The organism is Acinetobacter sp. C32I, assembly GCF_023702715.1.
Taxonomy (GTDB): Bacteria; Pseudomonadota; Gammaproteobacteria; order Pseudomonadales; family Moraxellaceae; genus Acinetobacter.
The window spans coordinates 4,060,615-4,083,224 of sequence record NZ_CP098480.1 but is presented as its reverse complement, the minus strand read 5'-3'; the positions used below and the strand labels follow the sequence as shown (position 1 = coordinate 4,083,224).

The following is a 22,610-nucleotide window of genomic DNA, read 5'->3' as shown; positions in this document are numbered from 1 at the left end:
AATAACCCGTGCTATTTTGACAGGCTTAGATGAAGAATTGGTTAATTCTTTAGTGGTAGGACTAATTTAAATGCGACACCGTTATTGTGATTTTCCACCACGGCGCTGCCACCATGTTGTTGCATAATTGACTTCACAATGGCTAAACCCAGTCCTCCTGTTTGTGCTTTTTGATGCCGACTCTGATCCACTTGATAAAATCGGTCAAATAAGTGTGGCAAATGTTTTTCGTCAATAAAAACACCTTCAGTCTGCACGACGATTACCGCATGTTTATCTGATTGATAGGCTTGTAATGCAATGACCCCCTGTTCTTTGCCATGCAATACTGCGTTACTGATTAAATTTGCAATCGCTCTCTGCATTAAGGCTGCATTAGCGACAATACTCAAATCATCAGTCAATTCAAACACCAAACTCATCTGACGTTCTTCAATCACACAATCAAAATAATCCGCGATATTCCTGAGTAACTGTTCCAGATTCAGTTCCTGCGTTTCAAGATCGTATTCCGCATGTTCAGAACGTGCAATGAACAGCATACTTTCAATCATTTTGGTCAGCCGCTCATACTCTTCTAAATGTGAATACAATAAATTTTCCAATTCTTCGGCTGGACGAGACTGAGACAATAAGATTTGGGTTTGCCCCATTAAATTATTCAGCGGTGTTCTTAACTCATGTGCAATATCTTCTGAAAACTGCGCCAGTTTTTGATAATCCTGCTGAATTTTCTCCAGCATTTCATTCATCGCATGGCTGAGTTGCTGAACCTCAATGTTGTTAGACCTAACTTGGATCCGTGAATTAAGCTTTTGCACATTGATGTTATTGGTCTCAGCAATCAAATGACGCATTGAACGGAACAGATAATGTCCCACTATGAAACCCAATAAGCTTGAGAGTAAAATACCTAAACCACTATAAAATAAGATTTTCCAAAAATATTGCTTGAGCAGGATATTCGCTGCAGACCATTGCTGCCCTGCAATCAATTGATAGTGCTGTTGGCCATATTGGATGGTTTGGAAAGCAAAACGAGTGCTGGGATGTTCGGCAGTATTATTCGCATATTGAATTTGATTTGAATAATTGAATTCTGGGATATTGATCTGCAGCGGATTAATCTGGATCAAATCATGTTGTGCATCTTTGACGATAAATATACTGTCTTCATGTCCCACCATATTTTCATACAGCTTGGGATATTTCACTAAAATATTGACTGAATGGGCATCGGTCAAGAATACCTCCATCCGTTTAATTCGAGCAGTTAGGGCCTTGTCTTGTTGGGTATAGACCATCGCTTTGAAATTTTGATAAGACAATCCACCAATACTGATAAAAACCACACAAGAAATCAGACTAAAAGCCAGACTCAGACGCGAAGCCAAAGACAATTTACCCATGATGTTCATCTTTTAAATCGACCTTATAGCCCATACCACGCACGGTATATATCAACTTAGGAACAAAGTGATCATCAATTTTTGCTCTCAAACGGCGTATCGCCACATCGACCACATTGGTATCCGTATCAAAATTAATATTCCAAACCATTGATGCAATTTGAGTACGAGTCAATACTTCCCCGCGATGCTGAATCAATAATTGCAACAGCACAAACTCTTTGGCGGTTAAATCAATCTTGGTTTCGGCTCGATGAACTTCCCGACTCAACCGATTCAAGCGCAAATTCGCAATTTGATAAATCTCTTTTTCAATCTTTGGTACACGACGTAACAGACTTTTAATTCGTGCCAATAATTCGACATATGAAAAGGGCTTAATCAGATAGTCATCTGCACCAAGCTCTAATCCTTTCACCCGATCCAGCACATGATCCTTTGCCGTCAGCATCAGCACAGGGATTTTTGAAAACGTCCGTAGTGTTTGTAAGACTTGCCAACCATCCAGTTGTGGCAGCATGACATCCAAAATCAGTAAATCAAATGCCTCTCGTTGCAAGCGTGACAATGCTTCTATGCCATCTTTTGCAATAGCACAGGTATAGCCTGACTCGTGTAATCCTTTCGCTAGAAACTGTGCGATTTTGGATTCATCTTCAACAATTAAAATATGCATCCCACATTTTAACCCTGTTTATCCATCGCCAAGATTACAAATCGGTAATCCAATTGTCATCATGATCAGATTCATTTCTTTCTAGCATGTCCTGAGGAAATAAAGATTTTATCAGCAAACATTCCTCTACTGATTTTGGAAAATTGAATATGGACAAGCTACTCACCCGTTTCGCAGTTTCATCTGTTTTACTGACTTCTGCATCCCTAAGTTATGCTCAGGACCTAAATGATCCAGGTTATTATATCTCGGCAAAAGTGGCTGCTGCCGAACTCAAGGCAGACAATATGCAAACCAGTTTACGCCCAGGCATTGGTCAATTTATCGCGGGTAAAGATAAAAAAGATTTAACCAATACCTCACTGGGTTTCGGCTATGATTTTGGCAATGGTTGGCGCACAGAAGCTGAATATAACTTTAAAAATGATGCTGAGTTTACCAGCGGCTCAAGCAATTTCCCTACCAGTTTCAATCATCATAAAGTGGAGACTCAGCGTGTGATGCTAAATGCTTATCGTGATTTTGAAGTCATGCAAAATATAGCGATTTACGGCAATCTTGGCTTGGGAGTGGCACGTACAGAATCCTCAGGTTGGCAAGGCAATGCATCGCGTCAATACCTAGCCAATACGGAAACCCAACTGGTGTATAGCTTTGGTGCAGGTGCAACCTACAAAGCCATTAAAAATTTAAATCTAGATTTGGGTTATCGCTATGTTGACTTGGGTAAAGCCGATAGCGGGTTAAACAACTTTGCCAATGCACGTAGTCTGCAAGATGAGCAAATGAAAGCCCATCTTTATTCAAGCGAGTTCTATCTCGGTGCCAGATACTCATTCTAAAACAACATAAAAAGCACTGATCAATAGTGCTTTTTTGCACTCCTCTCTCATGCCCATGCATTGCCCACACAACAACTGATGGCAATGCATACGAAAATATTGATCAAGAAAGGTAGAATATTGCTATGTATAAAAATCTATTCGCCATCGCCGCACTATCGGCTTCAAGCAGCTTATTTGCAGCGACAAACCCATTAAGTGTGCATGTTCTCAATCAGCAAAATGGTCTACCTGCTGCAGATGTCACCGTTGTTCTCGAGGCGCAACAAAAAAACCAATGGATAGAAATTAATCAGGCCAAAACTGATCAGAATGGAAGAATTACTGCACTTTATCCGACGCAACAACAATTAAAGTCGGGTGTTTATAAAGTGACTTTTAAAACAGGTGATTGGTATAAAGCGCAAAAGCAAAGCAGTTTTTTCCCTGAAATTCCGGTTATTTTTGAAGTTGATGGCACCTTGCCACACTATCACATTCCCTTACTGCTCAGCCCCTATGGTTATTCGACTTATCGAGGCAGCTAATAAAAAGGACGCTCATAGCGTCCTTTTTATTAAGTTCTAACCATTCAACCAACGATCAACTTTGTGTTGGTCTTCAACTTTGAGTTCAACCGTGGTTAATGTGTTTTCACCCGCTTGCAGTTCAAATTGCAATAATTCATCACGACGGAATGCATAGAGCGTAAATGTGCCTTGTTGTTTTGCATATTTCGCCAACAGCTTCTCTGATGCCTTGATGCCATCAATGGCAATAATCACATCATTGGCAGATAAACCCGCTAGTGCCGCCGCACTCTCTCGACGCACTTGCTGTACCACAACGCCTTCCGCTTTATCTACCACTTTTAAGCCAAAAGGCAAAGCCTTGTCATTTTTAAGGTTGTAGCTCAAACCGAACTCAGGGAACAGTTGATCCAGTGGTAACTCATCTGTGGTATTAATCAGATGATTGATTTGCTCAATCCAGTTATCCCCGGTCAATTCATGACACAATTCAAAAATAGTCCGCTCATTAACCTGAATCCCATTTTGGGTATTTTCATATAGGCGACGCATTAAAGCATCTAGGTTTGAACCACGTAAACGCAACCCTAAGTCTAGGCAAAGTGCCACCAAACTGCCTTTGTTATAGTAACTTGTTCCTGCATTATTCGAGTTTTCATCTTGACGATAGAACTTGATCCACGCATCAAAACTTGATTCAGCTACAGATTGCACAAAACGTCCTGGATTTTGTAAATAGCGATCAATTTGCGCTTTAAGTAAATCCAAATAAGATTTTTGTGAAATCACGCCGCTGCGCAACAAAATCAGATCATCGTAATAAGACGTAAAACCTTCAAAAATCCACAATAAGCTGGTGTATGCTTCTTGATGCAAATCATAGTTGGCAAAATTTTCAGGGCGAATAAATTTCACTAACCATGAATGAAAATACTCATGGCTGCACAGACCTAAGAAACGTTGATAATCTTTAGAAGGCTCTTCTGCTTCATCCGCCTTCGGTAAATCATCACGTGGTGTAATTAAGCTAGTACTGTTGCAGTGCTCCAAACCACCATAACTATTGCCTGTGGCCATGGTCATAAAGGTATAGTTTTGGAATGGTGCTGAACCAAACATATTGATTTCAGTCTGGCAGATCTTTTGAATATCGGCCTCTAAACGCGACAAATTGGTCGTATGCTTCCCAGAGATTACAAACTCATGCGGAATACCGTTGGCTTCAAAACTAAAACGACTTTGCTCTGCCAATTCAAATGGACTATCAATCAACTGATCATAGTTGTCTGATTTTAAAGTAAAACGTCCTTTGACCAAGCTTTTGTTTGGTAAACCTGTCGCGATTTGAAAATGTTTGAGTTCATCGGGTAGAAAGATTTCCACTTCGCACGGCGCTTGCTCTTGATCTTTTAGCCCCAAACAAACACAAGCTGGGTTGACGTATAAACGAGTTTGATCAACATAAGCCCCACGCACTGATAAATCATAGGCATACACATCATATTCAACTGTAATCAGCTCATGATCGGTATTGAATAGGCGCCAGCGATTTTTCTCTGTTTTTTTAATACTGAGTAAACGCCCTGCTTCATCAGATGCTTTTACCGATTCGATATGTTTGGAAAATTCTCGAATCAAATAGCTGCCAGGAATCCAAGTGGGCAACCAAAGCTCTTGATTGGGATTTGCAAGAAAACGAAGTGTGACATGAATCAGGTGCTGGCGATAATCGTCGAACTCAATTTGATAGTGCAACATAATTTTTAATCATGAAAATAGGAACAATTTCACACAGCTTAGCATTTTTTTACAAAGTCATGCGCAGATGTCGTAATTGTCAGCAAAAGTTTAAGGGCTATTGTCACTTTATCTATGGTTGCGACATGAGCCGTATACGGCGCAAGATTTTTTAGGCGATACAAGGCATGTCTTGTGAAATTTAGTCATTCTAAATGAACCAAGGCATAACGTAGTAGCGACAAAAAATGCCCCTGTCCCAAAGGGTTGTGGCTAAAATAGCCTCATACTTCGTTATGAAACTTGGCAAGGGAATAGCCATTCCCTGCGTTTCATGCCTCGTCTGATGATTTTTTAGCCTACAACGCAATTCATATATAAAATGTCAATAGCCCCTAGATTCTTCAACAAAAAAGTCATAGCATTCTCCTCTCACATTTAAGGCCATCGGATCGGCAATACAAGGTATTCACGTGAAATTTCTCCTCTCCCTCTTTACGTTGTTTAGTCTCATTTGCGCAAACCTTGCACATGCAAATTTACTTAACATTGCCCCTGAAACCGTTGAAGCTCAAGCATGGTCAGTGATTGATGCTCAATCAGGACAAATTATTGCCGAGCATAACAGCCACGTTCAACGTGCACCTGCATCGCTCACCAAAATGATGGTTGCTTATATCGCGCTCAAAGAGATTGAGGCAGGTAAATTACGTAAAGAAGAAATACTGACCGCAACTCCTGTTGTCAGTACCGTCATGTGGGATGAGTCACAAATGTACCTCAAAGCAGGGGAACAGATTTCTGTTGATCAGCTTTTGGCAGGTCTCATTGTGATGTCTGCCAATGATGCAGCCGTTACGCTTGCAGAAAAAATTTCAGGCAGCGTACCGCAATTTGTGGCGCGTATGAACCAAGAAGCGCAAGCCTTGGGCATGAAAGATACACATTTCAGTAATCCAGCTGGGATTACCATGCCTGATCATTATTCAACAGCAGCTGATCTGAGCTTGCTCGCAAAAGCGATTGTGAAACAAACTCCTGAATATTTATATTATTCAAAAATGCCAAGCTTTAGCTATAACCAACATTTTCACCATGCAACCAATCTTGCTTTGAAAATGGATCCAACAGCAGATGGCTTAAAAACAGGTTTTACCAAAGCGGCAGGTTACAACTTAGCCCTCACTGCTGAGCGTCCGACCTTTAATCCACAAGTTGAAAAACGTCGTCTTATCGTTGTGGTTCTGGGCACACCAAGTGCCGTAAAGCGCGCTGAAGTTGCACATAAGTTAATGAATTTGGCTTATACCTATACCCGTGATGAAGAAGTGATTCCGAAGCAAAGACTGATTGCCGAATTGCCTGTGATTAAATCAACTTTGAAAATGTTTAAAGTTGAAACACAGCAACCGACCATTGTGACTACTTCTCTCTATGGTCAAGCAGCACCGATTGATTTAAATACTTTTGATTTACTGACACAACGTATTCATTTGACCGATGCCAACCAGCAAGTCACGACGGTTGAGCCACTTCAAACCACCAATACGCATATCAATGTCGAACTGAATGAACAGCATTTAACGGCGCCTTTGACTCAAGTCATGAACTTGGCCACCGTATCAATTTATCAAAACAATCAATTGATTCGCAGCCTACAAATTGAGAATGAGGTACAGATTGAAGAAGCCAATATTTTCCAGAAAATAATGATCTGGTTTTCTAATCTGTTTAGCTTTTTCTCAACAAATGATAGCAAAAACCCAAAACTTTACCCCTTAAATCAAGGTTAAAAAAAACCTACTCTTTCTATCAAGATTACCAATACACTTTTAAAAAAAGGATGGCATAATCCTGCCATCCTTTCACAAAAATAATTAGGTTAATCATGAGTAAAACCTTACATCATATCGTGATTGTAGGCGGTGGCGCGGGTGGTTTAGAACTTGCGACACAACTAGGTGAACGTTTTGGCAGACGTAAGAAAGCCCGAATTACCCTAGTCGACCAAAACCTCACACACATATGGAAACCTCTCCTACATGAAATCGCAGCCGGCTCACTGAATCCCCACGAAGAACAGACCAATTATTTTGCGCATGCAGAAAAACATCATTTTGAGTTTGTCCTAGGCACCTTAATCGATGTTCAAAAAGATAAAAAACAAATCACCATTTCTCCCCCACAACTTTCTAAAGAACATACTCCCCTAACTCAAAGTCTCAGCTACGATACGCTTGTACTTGCAGTTGGTTCTGTATCCAATGACTTCGGTACCGAAGGTGTACGTGAACATTGCCACTTCTTAGATAGTCGGAAACAGGCCGATATCTTCCAGCAGGATTTGTTTCATCTCTATATCGAAGCACAAAGTCAACCCAATGAACGTGCCCTAAACATTGGCATTGTTGGTGCAGGTGCAACAGGGGTTGAACTGGCAGCAGAACTGATCGAGACCACTAAAAATTTCTATCGTTATGGATTGAAAAAAATTGACCCTAAACAAGTCAAAATCACATTAATTGAAGCTTCTGATCGTATCCTGCCGGCACTGACTGAAAAAACGGCTGCACACAGTGCCAAGCAACTCAAAAAAATGGGCATTGAGATTCTAACCCAACATAAAGTCCAAAAAGTTGATGAATCTAATGTCTATTTTAGCAATGGCAATGTCCTGCACTCAGACATTACGGTTTGGGCGGCAGGAGTCAAAGCACCTAAAGTTCTGGAATCGTTCCATGATTTTAAACGCGACAAAATTAATCGGTTAATGGTCTATGCAACCTTGCAAACGTATTCTGATCCCAATGTCTTTGCCTTTGGTGACTGTGCCAACTGTCAATTGGATGCGCGTCAACCGCCATTAGGTCCACGTGCACAAGTCGCAAGCCAACAGGCAACCTTTTTAGTGGATGCAATGGCTGCACGTCTGTCGGGTTCGCCACAACCGATGTTTAGCTTTAATGAAAAAGGCTCACTGGTGTCATTAAGCCACAATCAAGCCGTGGGAGAATTGCTGGGTGATGTCAGCGTACAAGGTTTTATTGCCAAAACCATGTATGTGTCTTTATATCGACTGCACCAAGCTAACATTCATGGTTATACCCAAGCAGGTATGCTCACCATGAAAGATTTCCTGACGCGTCGTGTCCGTCCAAAAATTAAACTGTATTGAGTTGAAATCTGATTTTTCGCCTCAATACTTAAGTAAATCGTTTCAAAAAGTGGAAAATAGTCAACAAAACCTATTTTTCACTTTATGATATACAGCTAAAACTATTGATGACATGGATTCAAAACATGACTGCTATTGCAAATAACCACGTGGTTTCATTCCACTACACTTTAACAAACGCTGAGGGTGAAACACTTGATCAATCTCAAGGTGAACCACTTGCATATTTGCACGGCGCGGGCAACATCATTCCTGGTTTAGAAAATGCGCTTACAGGTAAAACTGTTGGTGAAAAATTCACTGTAAACGTTCCAGCTGCTGAAGGCTATGGCGAATACAACCCTGACCTCGTTCAAGAAGTTCCAGCTCAAATGTTCCAAGGTGTTGACAACATCCAACCTGGTATGCAATTCCAAGCTCAAACTGATGACGGCGTTCAAATCGTAACCGTTAAAGCGATTGAAGGCGACAACATCATCGTTGATGCGAACTTCCCGCTTGCTGGTCAAGATCTTACTTTCGAAGTTGAAATCGTTGAAATCCGTGATGCTTCTCAAGAAGAATTAGATCACGGTCACGTTCACGGTGCAGGTGGTCACCACCACTAATTCATGCTTTGAATTAGATGCAAAAAGCAAAGCTTCGGCTTTGCTTTTTTATTGCCAAGGACTTTTACAAAATCAGAAAATCGCTTAAGGTCATGACACTCACCATTCACAGCGCCGACTATGTCTCATCCCTATCAACTGATTTGGTTTCGCCAAGATTTAAGAATCCATGATCATGCTGCACTTTGGCATGCGACTCAGGCTGGCCCATGTCTGGCACTGGTGATCTTATCGCCTGCACAATGGCAACGACATGATGATGCAGCGATTAAAATCGAATTTTATTTACGCCAACTACAACAATTAAAACAACAACTGGATCAACTCAATATTCCTTTAATGATTAAGACCATTCCACTTTGGAAAGATCTACCTGATTTTTTTGCTGATTTGCTCCAACAACTTGAGATTGAACATGTCTATGCCAATGTCGAACTTGGCGTCAATGAACTCAAGCGGGATCAGGCCATACAAAAGCGATGCAATCAGCAGCAAAAAGAATTCACTCTTTTTCATGACCGCACCTTATTTCCTGTTGCCTCAATCCGCAATCAGTCTAATTTGCCTTATCAAGTGTTTGGCGCATTTAAGAAAACCTGCTATCAACGTTTACAGCATGGTCTACCCCAATGTTATCCAGCTCCTGAAACACAGCAGAAACTAACACTCGACTTTTCCATGTTTCAGCAGAGTGATATTCAACAGCTACAACACGATTACCGCCAACAAATAGAACATACTCATTTTACTGAATGGCAAGTGAGTGAAGACTATGCGCTCAACTTACTCGACCAGTTTATTGAAGAGCACTTAGCAGATTATAAAACTGCACGTGACCTACCTGCTGTTTCAGGCACCAGTCAGTTATCAGCCTATTTAAATATTGGGATAATTTCGATTCGGCAATGCCTACAAGCCCTGTTTAGACAGCAATATGGTCATTTTGAGATTCAATCTGAAGGCCAACAAACATGGTTAGATGAGCTGCTTTGGCGTGAGTTTTACCAACATGTGCTATTCGATTTTCCTCAGGTATCAAAACACCTTCCCTTTCAATCTGCTACAAAGAAAATCATCTGGCGAAATGATCCTGTTGCTTTAGAAAAATGGCAACTCGGGCAAACAGGGATTCCGATTGTTGATGCAGGCATGCGGCAAATGTTAGCCACAGGATGGATGCATAATCGGGTTCGTATGATCTGTGCCATGTTCTTAAGCAAAAACTTACTGATCGACTGGCGCAAGGGTGAACAATGGTTTATGCAACATTTGATCGATGGTGATCTAGCCGCGAATAATGGCGGATGGCAATGGTGCGCCTCGACAGGTACAGATGCTGTACCCTATTTCCGCGTATTTAACCCCATTACACAATCCCAGAAGTTTGATCCCAATGGTACGTATATTCGCCAATGGGTTCCTGAACTGGCCCATCTTGAATCAAAAATTATTCATGAACCTTATGCAAAAAATCAGACCTTAATACTGGATTATCCTGAGCCATTGGTTGATTTAAAGCACAGTCGTCTACGTGCCATAGCAGCGTTCAAAACAACCTAATTCAGCTTACATAAATTAAAAATTCTTATCATTTTGACTACTTTTTATTATTCTGAAATACAGGCTATACTGTATGTTACTGTTTATAAAATTATTTTACAAAGCTAACAACAGAAAAACTATCGTCAAAACCGTAAAATAATGCTAACTTTTTCACAAAAGACATGTATTAAAACTAAAACGATTATGCAAAAAAATCCAGCTCCAGCACTCGTCTTATGGATAATCTCGGCCCAAATCTTTATGGGCATTGTTGCGTATGAATGGCTGCCAGCAAGTTATCGTGGAAGCTGGGTGTTCCTACTCATTTTGTTAATCTCAGGCGCTTTCTTAAATGTCGGCATGGCGATCATCCTAGGTTTACTCACGTTTATTGGCGTTGCTGTTTATTTTTTCTTAGATTTAGCCAATCAAACCTATGTGGAACGTCAATTGTTATTGCTGTTTGTACTGCCAATTACGCCGATCTTTCTAAGTGCCATTCGACATAATATTCAAAATGCCTTAAAAAGTTTCCGAGCCATCCAAAGCTATGATCGTAATTATCAGCATGATATTTTGCCGTTGACGGCTTTAAAACATTTCCAAGGCGAATTAAAAAAACTGCTTCAACTTACTCAAAAAGACCGCTATAAAATCATTACGACACAAATTAGCAATACCGTATTGATTCGTGAAATGTTGGGCGAAGATATTTGGAAAGAAACCCAAAATAAAATTATGGCCATTTTATCCACTGAACGTGACAGTGTGATTTACCATTTCATTAATGAAGAACTCAGTGAAATCAAAAGTATCGTGATTCATGAAACAGCCTCAGATGAAAATCAAAGCTACCCCCTATTTATTCAGGATCTTCAAGAACTCACCGTACTTAAATTACAAATTGAACAGCATACTGAATACTTAACACCTCCAACTAGCGAGGTAGACTAATGTCAGTACTCCTCAATATTTGTGGTGTCTTGGTCGCCACCAGTCATTTTCCTGACACAACCTTGCAACAGTTTTATCAGCAGTACTATCACTGCCAGATTGAAACTACGAAGCAGCAATTCAGTTCGCAAGTTCAGACACCTCAAACGGTTGCAGAATTATTTCCACAACCTGCGACGTGGTGGCCAATATTTACTTCCGATCAATTGGACTCCGATAGCTTTAGGCAATTAATTGCACAAGGTGTAAAACCTGGTGTGATTTTACCGAATGAATACTTTAGTGCAGTTAAGTACTATAAAATTAAAAAAGCCGTCAATGAAGGTGCCATTCCTGTCGCCTTCTATCAGATGACCCATGCCAAATATTTTGCGGCCAAAGCTACTTTTTCAACGGCCATTGGCTTACGCCCTTTAGCTGCGCTGATTGAAACAGGTTGGGATGAAAACATCATTGCTCAGCCTGCGGGTAGTTATATTATTCAATCCAATCTCCCCGATGAGTTGCGGATTCCAGCACGTAAAATTCAGTATAACCAACACTTTTTTTATCAAGCTATTTCGGATCCCTCGCAAAGCTCAGGCTATCAAGTCGTAATTAATCCACCGCTTGGAATGCCACTGAATACCATCGAGTATCCTCAATTGGGTATTTCCTGGGATCTTAACCGGACTCAATTCACTAGCACGACTGATGGCGTTAAAACCAGTTTGTTTGGTTATGTACTGATTGGCCTGAGCACCGTGGTCATTCCACTGGATTATATCTATTCCGCACATTATCCAAGCCTGCTCAGCAGCTTTGGTAGTTCAATTTCTTGGATTTCATTGTTACTCGGTGGTGGACTTCTTCTGATCTTGATTATTTCGATTATCCGTAGGAGAAGAATAAATGCCCGCGATTGATATTCTTTTCTTATTCGGTTTTTTAGGCATCTGGATTCCTCAAGCCTTCTGGGCTTGGCTCAGTTTTCAGGCATGGAAGTATTCAAAAAACGCAGCCAAGGAACTGGAAAATATGCCAGTTCCTGAACACTGGCCTGTATTAAGTGTTTTGATTCCTGCCTATAACGAAGGTGTGGTGATCGAAGATACCCTACATGCGATTGCCCAGCAGGATTACCCTGCCCATGCCTATGAAGTGCTACTGATTAATGATGGCTCAAAAGACAATACACTAGAAATTGCGGAAAGAATGGCGGCCATTTATCCCTGCATTAAAATTGTCAATGTGCCGAAAGGAATGGGCGGAAAAGGTAAGTCACGTACTCTCAATAATGGTTTACCCCATGCCACCGGTGAACTTATTGTGGTCTATGATGCCGATAGTACCCCTGAACCTGACTGTGTCCGTTTATTAGCCCAGACCTTACTGGCGGATAAAAAATTAGTCGCCGTGAATGGTAAGGTCCGTACCCGCAACTGGCGTGACAGTATTTTGACCCGTTTTATTGCGATCGAATTTATTTTCTTCCAATGGATTTTCCAAGGGGGTCGTTGGCAACGTTTTGAACTGTCCACCCTGATGGGCACCAATTATGTAATCTGGCGCGATGCTTTGGAAACACTTGGTGGTTTTGATGAAAAATCTTTAGTTGATGATACTGAAATGAGCTTTCGTATCTTCCTTGGGCAAAGACGAATTAAATGGGTACCTTATGCAGTCGGTTGGCAACAAGATCCACCCTCGTTAAGTGTCTTTGTCAAACAGCGCTCACGCTGGACCCAAGGAAACTTTTATGTCACCAGTAAATATCTGCCAATTGCGTTGAGAAAACCGTTTCCAATCGGCATCGAAATTTTTAACAACATCATGTGCTATGTCCTATTTGTACCGGCACTGATCTGGAGTCACATTACCTTAGCTTTAGGATTGCTTGGGATTGCTGGGATTACTGTTCCAGGTCCATTCACCCTGCTTTGGGGCTTATCCTTCTGTTTATATGTCGCACAAATGTGGTTCACCTTATCTTTAGAACGAGCCAAACCTCAACTATATTTCTTCTCGGTCTTATCTTACGTAACCTATTCACAAGTGTTCTTATTTATCGTGTTTAAAGCTGCTTATGACATGCTGAAAAATAAGATTCAGGGAAATTCGTTACAGTGGTATAAAACTGAGCGTAGCAAGGAGAAAAAATAAATGAAAAATAGAACTTTACAACATCCACTTTTAAAAGCTGTAGTTGCCAGTGTTGCCTTCTCCTTGCCCGTATTTGCTTTTGCGGATACATTGAATACATGGACCTTTGACAACATCAACACGTCCAATAAATATACCATTGAGCCGCATTTCTTCTATGTTGGCAAAGGCTCTGAATGGCAGAACATTCGTTTTAGCAGTGACTATTCCACCGAACACTTCACCACTTTGTTGGTTAAGTTTGATGACAAGCTGATCTATAACACCACTTTAAACGGTGATGGCACCTTAAGCTTCGATATTCCCGCAACCCAAAGCGGTTTTCATCGCCTAGATTTTATTTTACAGCAATATTCCCCCAACACTTCGCCAGCAGCTGACCGCACCACCTTCTGCAGTGAAGATGTCGATCAGGTGACCTATTTAAGTAATTCTAAAATTGAATATATTCGTCATCGGCCTGTTTATCGCTTAAAGGATTTACCTGATGCCTTATTCAATCCTCAGGTTGTGCGACCAACACCTTTTGTCGGTGTGTTGAAATATAACCCAGCCAATCTCAATGAAGCTGCAATGTTAGGACGTCTGATCAGTGCTTGGGGTTCAGTCACGCCAATCCAATGGTATGAACAAAATGCAGCAACGGAACAAGCACCCAACTTTTATATTGAAATTGTAAAATCAGCGACAGCCTTACCGAAAGGAACACTGGTTCAAATCAGTACGGCAAATGATATTCCAACCTTACAAATTCAATATGACCAGCCTGAAAAACTGGTCTCCGCAATCAATGGCTTACTTAACTCAGACTATTTACAACAGCTGAATACTTCGGCAACCTTTCTTCCCAATAAACTGGCAGCACCGGACTGGGCTAAAATCAAACAAATCCATACCCTTGCAGACCTAGGAATTAGCGATTTCCGTTTGAATCAAGCCGAAAAAAATCTCTTCCTTAATTTCCCAGCAGTTTGGCAACCCACTGATATTTTACAAGGTCAAATTGCATTGCGTGTGCAAAGCGGTTTATTGGAAGGCTCAAATATTACCACATGGATTGATGGCGGCTTTGCAGGGAGCTTAAAAACAGCCAATTTAGATTCTGACCCAGTAAATCGACAATTCAACTATTTTGCCAAAACCATTTCAAATAATACGACCTTCAATTTAAAGCTCGAAAATTCAGTGATCGTCAATTCGCAGTGTTTACCAACCGCAAAAGGTTCGCTTTGGATTGATACGCAAAAATCAACAGTGAAACTACCGCATAAACTCAAAAATGGAGTTGCCTCACTCTCCATGAGTTTTGCAACCCACCCGACTATTGCCATTGATGGTAATGCGGGAAGCTTAGAAGTTGCGATGATCGTCAGCCAAGTGACTAAAAAAATGCTGATGACCAATGACCCAATTCCACTAAATCTGGTCAAGCTCGATCCAGCAAAACCTGAATTGCTCAATGTTCAGGTCAATCCCAATATCTATCGCCAACAAGTTCTAATGCATCAGAGCACACTATATGCACCAGCAACCGTGAATGGCTTCTTGGTGAGTTTCCATGATCAACGCTTTGATATTATTACCGACTCGATGCAAGGGGCACAAAACTTCACTAAACTTTGGGAAAAGATTCAACAAAATATCCCAAATAATGCCAGCAAAATATTGGTGACTGAAAGCGGGCAAGTCTTTATTTTACAAAAAATTATGGTCGGAAACCAAAAAGCACCTTTAGTAAAACAATCTTCGTTCTTTCTCTTGGTCGTTATAATCTCTGCTATCATGATTATTGCAATCTTGCTCTGGTACTGGCGACAAAGACCAAATGCTAAAAATAAGGCTGACTAAAGCAACGTTTTTAATCACACTTACATTATCAGCACTCTTATTTTTAGGAGGTTGTATTCATCATCTCAAAACAGATGTGCAAGCTCCGCAAATTGAAGGCATATTCTGGCAGCCTGACTTGGCAACTACGCCACCGTCAGGCAATTGGGACTTACTCGGTGTTTCTACTTTTGTACCACAATGGTCAGTGGTGCAATCTAAATCATGGTTTGATCATGACATCGGTTTAGAAAAATGGGATAAAAACATCAATCTGAAACAGCTGCAGCAGAAAGCATGGGCACAGCATATTGTACTCGGCCTCGCTGGAGAATATGATGAAAAGCTCGCTCGTGCCAATGTCTTAAAACTTGCTGAGAGCTCCCAAAAAATCATTAAAAACACCCAGTTTATTCCACTCAAAGGTTATTATTTTCCTGTAGAAGCCGACCCAAGCTGGATCTGTGTTGATGATCTGGCCAAAGCGATCCGAACTTTACCCAAACCACTATGGATCAGTATCTATAGTGGAGAACAGACACCAGAGCATCTAGATTCTTGGCTCAAAAGCTGGTTACCAAGCCATACGGGTGTGTTCTTCCAAGATGGTGTTGGCGTTGGAACACGTACACCACAACAGGCACGTGTTGTATTAGAAGACCTTCAAAAAGAGTTTGGCAAAGACAAGATTGTGATTGTATTAGAAGCGTTTCGTCCCGTGAAAGGCGGAAAATTTCGCTCCGCCTACCCGTGGGAAATTGTGCAGCAACTTAAGGCTTATGAAGGACAAACCGTCTATATTTTTGACGGTCCACATTATATGAACCGCATGACCGTATATGCAGTTGCCTTGTGGTATAAGCTAAAATATTGAGCCATCCCACAGAGATCAATCGAACTTAAAAACTCTTATAAAAAACCAGTTCAGTTCGGGTGTTGTTATAATTTTCAGTGCCATCGGCTAGAGCATCTTTAAAATAATGCCCATACAAACGCTCAACTCGGAGTTTCACAGGCATATAGTTAAACGGTTGCCATGCAAGCCCAGCACCATATTCAAATAAGTTATTGTAATTTTCACCTTTAGAATCGGCTAAGCTATGCAATTTAGCATAAGCCTGTACCGTACCCGCTTCACCACGATATACATTAAAACCTGAACGCAATCGTAAATCAGCAATCACGTTATAGTCTTCCCGAGAGTAACTCGCAACATTGCCATACAAATCCGTGAAATAATCATTCCAAATCGTGCGCTGCTCTATCGCAGGATTGGCGTACCATTCTTGATAACCGGTCACGCCACCGACGACACTTTCACGGAATTTGTCTCGATTACGATCGATCAGATCATAACTACCACCAACTTCTAAATAAGCACGGATCGGAATCGATTGCCAAGGTTGATAATTCGCTCCCAAGCCGATGGTTACTGCATTCTCATCAATAATCTCTGGACGTACACCACCTTTGGATTTGGTGTCACGGTTTAGATTGACAAAGCCATACACTTGAGCACGGCCGCCATCCAGATTTTTCCCATAACGCATTTTTAAGGGAAAAATAAAATCGTCATAACGAGACTCATAAGACGGGGCAAAATACACATCTTTAAATGTCGACGGAACCGATGAACCACTCAGGTTTTGCACTGCTTGTTGTGATTTTGCAGCAATTTCAGCATCAGATGAAGTCGATAAATTCTTAAAAATGACTAAGGCTTCTTTATTCCGTTTCTGCTGATTCAGCAAATACGCTTCTTGTAATTTCAGTTGATCATCTTCAGGTGCAAGCTGTTCAGCTTTACGCACACTTTGAATGGCCTCGTTGTGCTTATTTAAGCGAATCTGCAAGTAGGTCAAACTTTTCCAGACTTTGATATCTTGTGGCGTGAGTTGTCCTAATTCAAGCAAGATTTTCTCAGCTTCTATTGGCTGGCTTTGTTCAATTTTATAAAACTTATCCCAACGATCATAAATTGGGTTGCCTGGTTTATATGCCGCGTCCCCTTCTTTAACAAAATCAGAGTCAGCACTGAATGCATGTTGAACTGGTAAGATAAGACCTAAAATTAATAGTGTATGACTCAGCAGCTTATTTTTGGAATTGTTCATCGCAGATCTCAACTAAAAATATCAACAATATGGGACATAAAAAGCCAATGTAACCCAAAGTTAAAGTGTTAAATTATTCACATATTATAACCAAATCATGGTTATGCTATCGTTAAAATAAGTTATTTTATAATAGATTAAGTTTATGAATCATCAATAGAATTTTACAAATATTCGCTACATTCACTTTTATAAATAATGAGATTCACTCGATCTAAAAGAGCAAGATTATGTCCTACTCCCAACATGCAGAACCGCATGTGATACAACGTTCTGGCTGGCTAAGAGCCGCTGTTTTAGGTGCCAATGATGGCATTATTTCCGTCACCAGTTTAATCATGGGTATGGCTGCAAGCGGCGCAAGTTCGCATACTTTATTGATTACTTGTATTGCAGGATTAATTTCAGGCGCAACCTCAATGGCTGCAGGCGAATATATCTCGGTCAAATCTCAAGAGGATATCGAAAAATCTGATCTGCGATTCGAAGCCAAAGAACTGGAAAAAAATCCGCATGCTGAACTCAAAGAACTGACTCAAATTTATATTTCACGTGGCCTAAATCCAGAGCTTGCCCATGAAGTTGCCAAGCAACTGACTGAACATGATGCCCTCGGTGCACATGCGCGAGATGAAATTGGGATTCATGAAAATACAGCTGCCAATCCTGTTCAAGCGGCGCTTTCATCCGCAGCCTCTTTTTCCTGTGGTGCCGCCTTACCGATGCTGGCAATCTTACTGAGTCCAAACACGTGGGTTGCCCGTTCAGTACTAATCACTGGAGTAATTTCACTGGCTTTATTAGGTGCTTTATCCAGTTACTTCGCGCGTACCTCCATGCTAAAAGGCAGTTTACGCATCACCTTATGGGGTATTTTAGCAATGGCCTTTTCCAGCTGGGTCGGCTCACTGTTTAATGTCACATCCCTCTAGGATCTCTTTAAACACTAAAAATACTGTCTATATTCAATAATTAAATAGCGATTATTATTTGCAAGCCTTTTTGTTTTTACGTTATGGTGAATGAAAAGGGAATGAGTAAAACAGCATGTCAATTTTAGAATTATTAGAAATAAAACACCCGATTTTACTTGCACCAATGGCAGGTGTTTCCACGCCCCAACTTGCGGCTGAAGTATCCAACCAAGGCGCTTTCGGTTCTTTAGGGCTTGGCGCCAATACCCCTGAAGCTGCAAAAGCACAAATCTTAAAAACTCAAGAACTCACAGATCATGCATTTCAAGTCAATTTCTTTTGTCACCAATCCGAAATATTGAATCCTGAAACAGCGCAACAATGGATTGATTACATTCGTCCACAATTTGAAAAATTTGCTGCACAACCACCCACCCAGCTCAATTGTATTTATCCAAGCTTTTTAGACAATGATGACTTTCTCAATGTGGTGCTTGAAACTCGCCCTAAAGCCGTGAGTTTTCATTTTGGTATCCCCCTTCCACATCAAATCCAAGCCTTGAAACACGCTGGCATCATCACCTTAGTATCTGCCACCAATTTAATTGAGGCACAAGCGATTGAGGCGGCTGGCATCGATATCATTATTGCACAAGGGATTGAGGCTGGCGGACATCGCGGTATTTTCAACCAGCAATTTGATGCAGCCATCAAGACATCTGATTTAGTGTCTTTGATCACTCAACATTGTACGATCCCAGTGATTGCGGCAGGTGGGATTATGAATGGCGAACAAGCCAAAGCCATGCTGAAACTAGGTGCTGCGGCAGTACAATTGGGAACAGCCTTTGTTCAATGCAAAAGCTCCAGTGCCAATGCTGCTTATCGCAAAGCGCTGTTTAGCCAACCGATTACTCAAATCAGCGCAAGTCTGTCTGGTCGACCAGCACGTGGCTTACTCGGGACTTGGCATACCCAGATTGATTCACCCAATCGCCCTATCGTACCAGCCTACCCTTATACCTATGACCTCGCCAAACAGCTCATGAGCATTGCTGGCGGACAGCATGATTTTAGTTATGCTGCCTTTTGGGCGGGTAGCAATGTAGCACAAATCCGAGAATTAGAAGCTGCAGATCTGGTCAATCAACTGGTTTTAGAGATGAAAACCAACTAAGCCCTTACAATCAAAAAACCGACCTTTTAAAGGTCGGTTTTTTATGATCTTACTTAATTGCTTCTAACAAAGTATGTTGTGCATTATGTGGCTCTTCACCGTCCATAGGCCGAGCACGATCCCAGATACCATCGCCCTGTAACAACCATGCTTGCTGATTATCTTTAAGATAGTTCAATAAGCCTAGTTGATAAATACGCTTCTTCAATACTGGATCTTCAATTGGGAAACAGGCTTCAACACGGTTGAATAAATTACGATCCATCCAGTCCGCACTTGAACCATAAATACGCGGGTTGCCGTTATTACTAAAATAATAAACGCGGGTATGTTCCAAGAAACGACCTACAATTGAACGGACGCGGATATTTTCTGACAGATTTGGCAAGCCCGGACGTAAGCAGCAAATTGAACGAATGATTAGGTCAACCTGTACACCCGCTTGCGATGCTTCATACAATTTATTGATCAATTGAACTTCAGTTAAGGCATTCACTTTAATAATAATTTGCGCAGGCTTGCCTTCTTTGGCATTGGCAATTTCATCATCAATATAATTAATCAGTTGCGCATGTAAGGTAAATGGTGCATGCAGTAGCTTTTTCGGCTTCGCCATTTTCCCCATACCGGTTAATTCTTGGAAAATACGATGCACGTCTTCACACAAATCTTTATCTGTGGTCATCAAACCATAGTCGGTATAGATACGTGCATTGGTGGCATGGTAGTTCCCTGTTCCCAAATGTACATAGCGCACCAGTTTATTATTTTCACGACGCACCACTAAAATCATCTTGGCATGGGTTTTATAACCCACGATACCATACACCACCACTGCACCCGCTTCTTGCAGGACGTTGGCCACTTCAATATTGGACTCTTCATCAAAACGGGCACGTAATTCAATGACTGCGGTGACTTCTTTCCCATTTCGTGCTGCTTCGGCAAGTACTTGTACGATTTCTGAATCAGCACCACTACGGTAAAGGGTTTGCTTAATTGCCAGCACTTGCGGATCACGTGCCGCTTCACGTAACAGTTGAATCACAGGCGCAAATGATTCAAATGGATGATGTAATAAAATGTCCTGCTTCTGCATGGCAGCAAAGATACTTTCAGACTTTTTAAATGCTTTGGGAATCACAGGGGTATGCGAATCATAGCGCAAATGTGGACGTTTAAAATTAGACAACAAACGTGCCAAGTTCACTGGCCCATCAACACGATAAAGTTGCTCTTCGTTTAGATCAAATTCATCTAACAAATATTCATAAATATGCTTCGGACAGTTATGTGTCACTTCCAAACGTACAGCACGACCAAAACGACGTGAACTTAATTCACCTTTGAGTGCTTTAGCTAGATCTTCGACATCTTCATTCAAGGCTAAGTCGGCATTACGGGTCACTCGGAATTGATAACAGCCTGTAGCCGTCATGCCAGGGAACAAGTCCGAGACATGTTCATGAATGATTGCAGACAGCATCACATGATGTTCTTTGCCATCGGTGAGCTCATCAGGCAAACGTACTACGCGTGGCAGAGAGCGTGGTGCTGGTACAACGGCAAGATCAATCTGACGACCAAACGCATCTTTCCCTTCCAAGGTCACAATGAAGTTTAAACTTTTATTGACTAGGCGCGGGAATGGATGGGCAGGATCAAGACTGATCGGTGTCAGCACAGGGGCAACTTGTTCTTGGAAATATTTCTTAATCCATGCCGATTGCGCAGGCGTTAATTCACCACGGCGTAAGAAGCAAATATCTTCTTCACGCAATTTCGGCAAGATTTGTTCATTTAAAATACGATATTGGCGTTCAATCGCAGCATGTGTTGTTTTTGAAATTTGATCTAACACTTGTTTAGGTGTTAAGCCATCTGGCGTACGGCTTTCATTACCTAAGGTGAGTTGCTCCATGACCCCTGCAACACGAATTTCAAAGAACTCATCTAAGTTGCGTGAAAATATCAGAAGGAAATTCATTCGTTCTAACAGTGGGTGAAGTGGATCGACGGCCTGTTCAAGTACACGAAGATGGAAATCGAGAATCGAAAGCTCACGATTAATATAACGGTCGTTGTAACTATATTCTATGGGCGCTGTTGTCGTCACTGCAGTATTCATACCGAACCTTGTCGCATTATCATTCATCAAGTGATGATTTAAGTATGCTGCAAAATTATGTCAATTTGGTAAAAAAGCCCAAAAATATTGGGCTTTTTTAAAATTTATTTAATTATTGTGGAATTTGTATCGCATTCATATATTTCAAGATGACACGTTTGCGAAATTGCAGCTTACGATCGTTGCGATTGTCTTGATAATACTTCGGATTTGGCAGTAATGCCGCCAAGAACGCTGCTTGTTCACGGCTTAAACTTTTTGAACTTTTGCCATAATAAAATTGCGCCGCTGCCTCAACCCCATAGATGTTCTGACCAAACTCAACCGAGTTCATATACACTTCTAAAATGCGGCGCTTTGACCACATCCGTTCCATCATCCATGTGGCAATGGCTTCTTGCCCTTTACGAATGAACGAACGCTTATTATAAAGAAAAAGGTTTTTTGCCAGTTGTTGTGAAACGGTGGAACCACCTGCAACCAGCTCGCCTTTTTCACTATTCCGTTCCAATGCAAATTGAATTCCCGCCCAATCAAAACCATGGTGATGAATAAATTTGGCATCCTCACCCGCTAAAATAGCGCGTTTGAAATTATCACTAATATTATCGTAGTCACGCCACTCTTGTTTAATCGGCTTAAAGTCTGTTAAATAATCTGCACGCATAAACATCGTGGTTTCAACGGGATGGGTACGCCACCAGACCAAACTACCAAAGATCCATAATTGAATCAGTAGAATGACGCCGATAATCAACATTACTGCGCGTGCTAAAAAGGCTTTCATTAAAGTGCATCACTCCATCGTGCAACGAATCCATGCTAAGCTATTTTTTATATCAATAACTAGCGTAAA

Annotated in this window: 19 protein-coding genes; 13 read left to right on the top strand and 6 right to left on the bottom strand. The window is 41.2% G+C overall.

Annotated features, from left to right (window positions below):
- Nucleotides 1-41: 41 nt before the first annotated feature.
- Together NDN13_RS19365 and NDN13_RS19360 are read right to left on the bottom strand one after the other, a co-directional pair.
- The gene (locus NDN13_RS19365) at nt 42-1,418 is read right to left on the bottom strand and encodes a heavy metal sensor histidine kinase (protein ID WP_251116611.1); all 1,377 of its coding nucleotides are present in this window, start codon (nt 1,416-1,418) and stop codon (nt 42-44) included.
- Nucleotides 1,402-2,085 carry a heavy metal response regulator transcription factor gene (locus NDN13_RS19360; RefSeq protein WP_251116610.1) on the bottom strand — a complete coding sequence of 228 codons (684 nt, stop codon included), beginning with the start codon at nt 2,083-2,085 and terminating at the stop codon, nt 1,402-1,404. The genes NDN13_RS19365 and NDN13_RS19360 overlap by 17 nt, the downstream gene beginning before the upstream one ends.
- Before the next feature lie 149 nt (nt 2,086-2,234).
- Between NDN13_RS19360 and NDN13_RS19355 the strand changes: the two genes are divergently transcribed.
- Both NDN13_RS19355 and uraH read left to right on the top strand, forming a co-directional pair.
- Nucleotides 2,235-2,927 carry an outer membrane protein gene (locus NDN13_RS19355; RefSeq protein ID WP_251116609.1) on the top strand — a complete coding sequence of 231 codons (693 nt, stop codon included), beginning with the start codon at nt 2,235-2,237 and terminating at the stop codon, nt 2,925-2,927.
- 125 nt (nt 2,928-3,052) lie between these two features.
- Nucleotides 3,053-3,454: a hydroxyisourate hydrolase gene (gene uraH / locus NDN13_RS19350; protein WP_251116608.1), complete on the top strand. Its 402-nt coding sequence runs from the start codon at nt 3,053-3,055 to the stop codon at nt 3,452-3,454.
- 36 nt (nt 3,455-3,490) lie between these two features.
- On the opposite strand, the gene NDN13_RS19345 is transcribed toward uraH, so the two are convergent.
- The gene (locus NDN13_RS19345; protein ID WP_251116607.1) at nt 3,491-5,194 is read right to left on the bottom strand and encodes a M61 family metallopeptidase; all 1,704 of its coding nucleotides are present in this window, start codon (nt 5,192-5,194) and stop codon (nt 3,491-3,493) included.
- Between the two features lie 452 nt (nt 5,195-5,646).
- Between NDN13_RS19345 and NDN13_RS19340 the strand changes: the two genes are divergently transcribed.
- The 9 genes from NDN13_RS19340 to NDN13_RS19300 all read left to right on the top strand — a co-directional run bounded on the left by NDN13_RS19340 (nt 5,647) and on the right by NDN13_RS19300 (nt 16,295).
- On the top strand, nt 5,647-6,966 hold the full coding sequence (locus NDN13_RS19340) for a D-alanyl-D-alanine carboxypeptidase PBP6B (RefSeq protein ID WP_251116606.1): 1,320 nt from the start codon (nt 5,647-5,649) through the stop codon (nt 6,964-6,966).
- A 95-nt stretch (nt 6,967-7,061) separates the two neighbouring features.
- Nucleotides 7,062-8,348 (top strand): NAD(P)/FAD-dependent oxidoreductase, encoded by a 1,287-nt coding sequence (locus NDN13_RS19335; RefSeq protein ID WP_251116605.1) that lies wholly within the window; start codon nt 7,062-7,064, stop codon nt 8,346-8,348.
- Nucleotides 8,349-8,473: 125 nt separating this feature from the next.
- Nucleotides 8,474-8,956: an FKBP-type peptidyl-prolyl cis-trans isomerase gene (locus tag NDN13_RS19330; protein WP_004652066.1), complete on the top strand. Its 483-nt coding sequence runs from the start codon at nt 8,474-8,476 to the stop codon at nt 8,954-8,956.
- Nucleotides 8,957-9,076: 120 nt separating this feature from the next.
- Complete coding sequence (locus NDN13_RS19325; protein WP_251116604.1) at nt 9,077-10,516, top strand: cryptochrome/photolyase family protein; 1,440 nt, start codon at nt 9,077-9,079, stop codon at nt 10,514-10,516.
- 186 nt (nt 10,517-10,702) lie between these two features.
- Nucleotides 10,703-11,452, top strand: coding sequence for an MreC domain-containing protein (locus NDN13_RS19320; RefSeq protein WP_251116603.1), 750 nt, complete (start codon nt 10,703-10,705; stop codon nt 11,450-11,452).
- Nucleotides 11,452-12,357 carry a hypothetical protein gene (locus tag NDN13_RS19315; RefSeq protein ID WP_251116602.1) on the top strand — a complete coding sequence of 302 codons (906 nt, stop codon included), beginning with the start codon at nt 11,452-11,454 and terminating at the stop codon, nt 12,355-12,357. The genes NDN13_RS19320 and NDN13_RS19315 overlap by 1 nt, the downstream gene beginning before the upstream one ends.
- A complete protein-coding gene (locus tag NDN13_RS19310) occupies nt 12,344-13,594 on the top strand; it encodes a glycosyltransferase family 2 protein (RefSeq protein WP_251116601.1) in 1,251 nt (416 codons plus the stop codon). Before NDN13_RS19315 ends, NDN13_RS19310 begins: the two co-directional genes overlap by 14 nt.
- Nucleotides 13,595-15,442 carry a hypothetical protein gene (locus tag NDN13_RS19305; RefSeq protein WP_251116600.1) on the top strand — a complete coding sequence of 616 codons (1,848 nt, stop codon included), beginning with the start codon at nt 13,595-13,597 and terminating at the stop codon, nt 15,440-15,442.
- On the top strand, nt 15,420-16,295 hold the full coding sequence (locus NDN13_RS19300; protein WP_251116599.1) for an alpha-amylase family protein: 876 nt from the start codon (nt 15,420-15,422) through the stop codon (nt 16,293-16,295). Before NDN13_RS19305 ends, NDN13_RS19300 begins: the two co-directional genes overlap by 23 nt.
- 25 nt (nt 16,296-16,320) lie before the next feature.
- Here the strand turns inward: NDN13_RS19300 and NDN13_RS19295 are convergent, their stop codons facing one another.
- Entirely contained in the window at nt 16,321-17,535 is a 1,215-nt protein-coding gene (locus tag NDN13_RS19295; RefSeq protein WP_251116598.1) for a tetratricopeptide repeat protein, read from the bottom strand.
- Nucleotides 17,536-17,765: 230 nt separating this feature from the next.
- Between NDN13_RS19295 and NDN13_RS19290 the strand changes: the two genes are divergently transcribed.
- Together NDN13_RS19290 and NDN13_RS19285 are read left to right on the top strand one after the other, a co-directional pair.
- Nucleotides 17,766-18,467, top strand: a complete 702-nt coding sequence (locus NDN13_RS19290; RefSeq protein WP_251116597.1) for a VIT1/CCC1 transporter family protein — start codon at nt 17,766-17,768, stop codon at nt 18,465-18,467.
- A 115-nt stretch (nt 18,468-18,582) separates the two neighbouring features.
- Nucleotides 18,583-19,626: an NAD(P)H-dependent flavin oxidoreductase gene (locus tag NDN13_RS19285; RefSeq protein WP_251116596.1), complete on the top strand. Its 1,044-nt coding sequence runs from the start codon at nt 18,583-18,585 to the stop codon at nt 19,624-19,626.
- A 49-nt stretch (nt 19,627-19,675) separates the two neighbouring features.
- Here NDN13_RS19285 and ppk1 read toward each other — a convergent pair whose 3' ends face one another.
- The gene (ppk1, locus tag NDN13_RS19280; RefSeq protein ID WP_251116595.1) at nt 19,676-21,754 is read right to left on the bottom strand and encodes a polyphosphate kinase 1; all 2,079 of its coding nucleotides are present in this window, start codon (nt 21,752-21,754) and stop codon (nt 19,676-19,678) included.
- Nucleotides 21,755-21,866: 112 nt separating this feature from the next.
- Entirely contained in the window at nt 21,867-22,541 is a 675-nt protein-coding gene (mtgA, locus tag NDN13_RS19275; protein WP_251116594.1) for a monofunctional biosynthetic peptidoglycan transglycosylase, read from the bottom strand.
- Nucleotides 22,542-22,610: the final 69 nt, after the last annotated feature.

Bases quoted from the DNA above. Each gene is read 5' to 3' on its own strand.
- NDN13_RS19365 (WP_251116611.1), bottom strand. From the start codon at position 1,418: ATGAACATCATGGGTAAATTGTCTTTGGCTTCGCGTCTGAGTCTGGCT.
- NDN13_RS19360 (WP_251116610.1), bottom strand. From the start codon at position 2,085: ATGCATATTTTAATTGTTGAAGATGAATCCAAAATCGCACAGTTTCTA.
- NDN13_RS19355 (WP_251116609.1), top strand. From the start codon at position 2,235: ATGGACAAGCTACTCACCCGTTTCGCAGTTTCATCTGTTTTACTGACT.
- uraH (WP_251116608.1), top strand. From the start codon at position 3,053: ATGTATAAAAATCTATTCGCCATCGCCGCACTATCGGCTTCAAGCAGC.
- NDN13_RS19345 (WP_251116607.1), bottom strand. From the start codon at position 5,194: ATGTTGCACTATCAAATTGAGTTCGACGATTATCGCCAGCACCTGATT.
- NDN13_RS19335 (WP_251116605.1), top strand. From the start codon at position 7,062: ATGAGTAAAACCTTACATCATATCGTGATTGTAGGCGGTGGCGCGGGT.
- NDN13_RS19330 (WP_004652066.1), top strand. From the start codon at position 8,474: ATGACTGCTATTGCAAATAACCACGTGGTTTCATTCCACTACACTTTA.
- NDN13_RS19325 (WP_251116604.1), top strand. From the start codon at position 9,077: ATGTCTCATCCCTATCAACTGATTTGGTTTCGCCAAGATTTAAGAATC.
- NDN13_RS19320 (WP_251116603.1), top strand. From the start codon at position 10,703: ATGCAAAAAAATCCAGCTCCAGCACTCGTCTTATGGATAATCTCGGCC.
- NDN13_RS19315 (WP_251116602.1), top strand. From the start codon at position 11,452: ATGTCAGTACTCCTCAATATTTGTGGTGTCTTGGTCGCCACCAGTCAT.
- NDN13_RS19310 (WP_251116601.1), top strand. From the start codon at position 12,344: ATGCCCGCGATTGATATTCTTTTCTTATTCGGTTTTTTAGGCATCTGG.
- NDN13_RS19305 (WP_251116600.1), top strand. From the start codon at position 13,595: ATGAAAAATAGAACTTTACAACATCCACTTTTAAAAGCTGTAGTTGCC.
- NDN13_RS19300 (WP_251116599.1), top strand. From the start codon at position 15,420: ATGCTAAAAATAAGGCTGACTAAAGCAACGTTTTTAATCACACTTACA.
- NDN13_RS19295 (WP_251116598.1), bottom strand. From the start codon at position 17,535: ATGAACAATTCCAAAAATAAGCTGCTGAGTCATACACTATTAATTTTA.
- NDN13_RS19290 (WP_251116597.1), top strand. From the start codon at position 17,766: ATGTCCTACTCCCAACATGCAGAACCGCATGTGATACAACGTTCTGGC.
- NDN13_RS19285 (WP_251116596.1), top strand. From the start codon at position 18,583: ATGTCAATTTTAGAATTATTAGAAATAAAACACCCGATTTTACTTGCA.
- ppk1 (WP_251116595.1), bottom strand. From the start codon at position 21,754: ATGAATACTGCAGTGACGACAACAGCGCCCATAGAATATAGTTACAAC.
- mtgA (WP_251116594.1), bottom strand. From the start codon at position 22,541: ATGAAAGCCTTTTTAGCACGCGCAGTAATGTTGATTATCGGCGTCATT.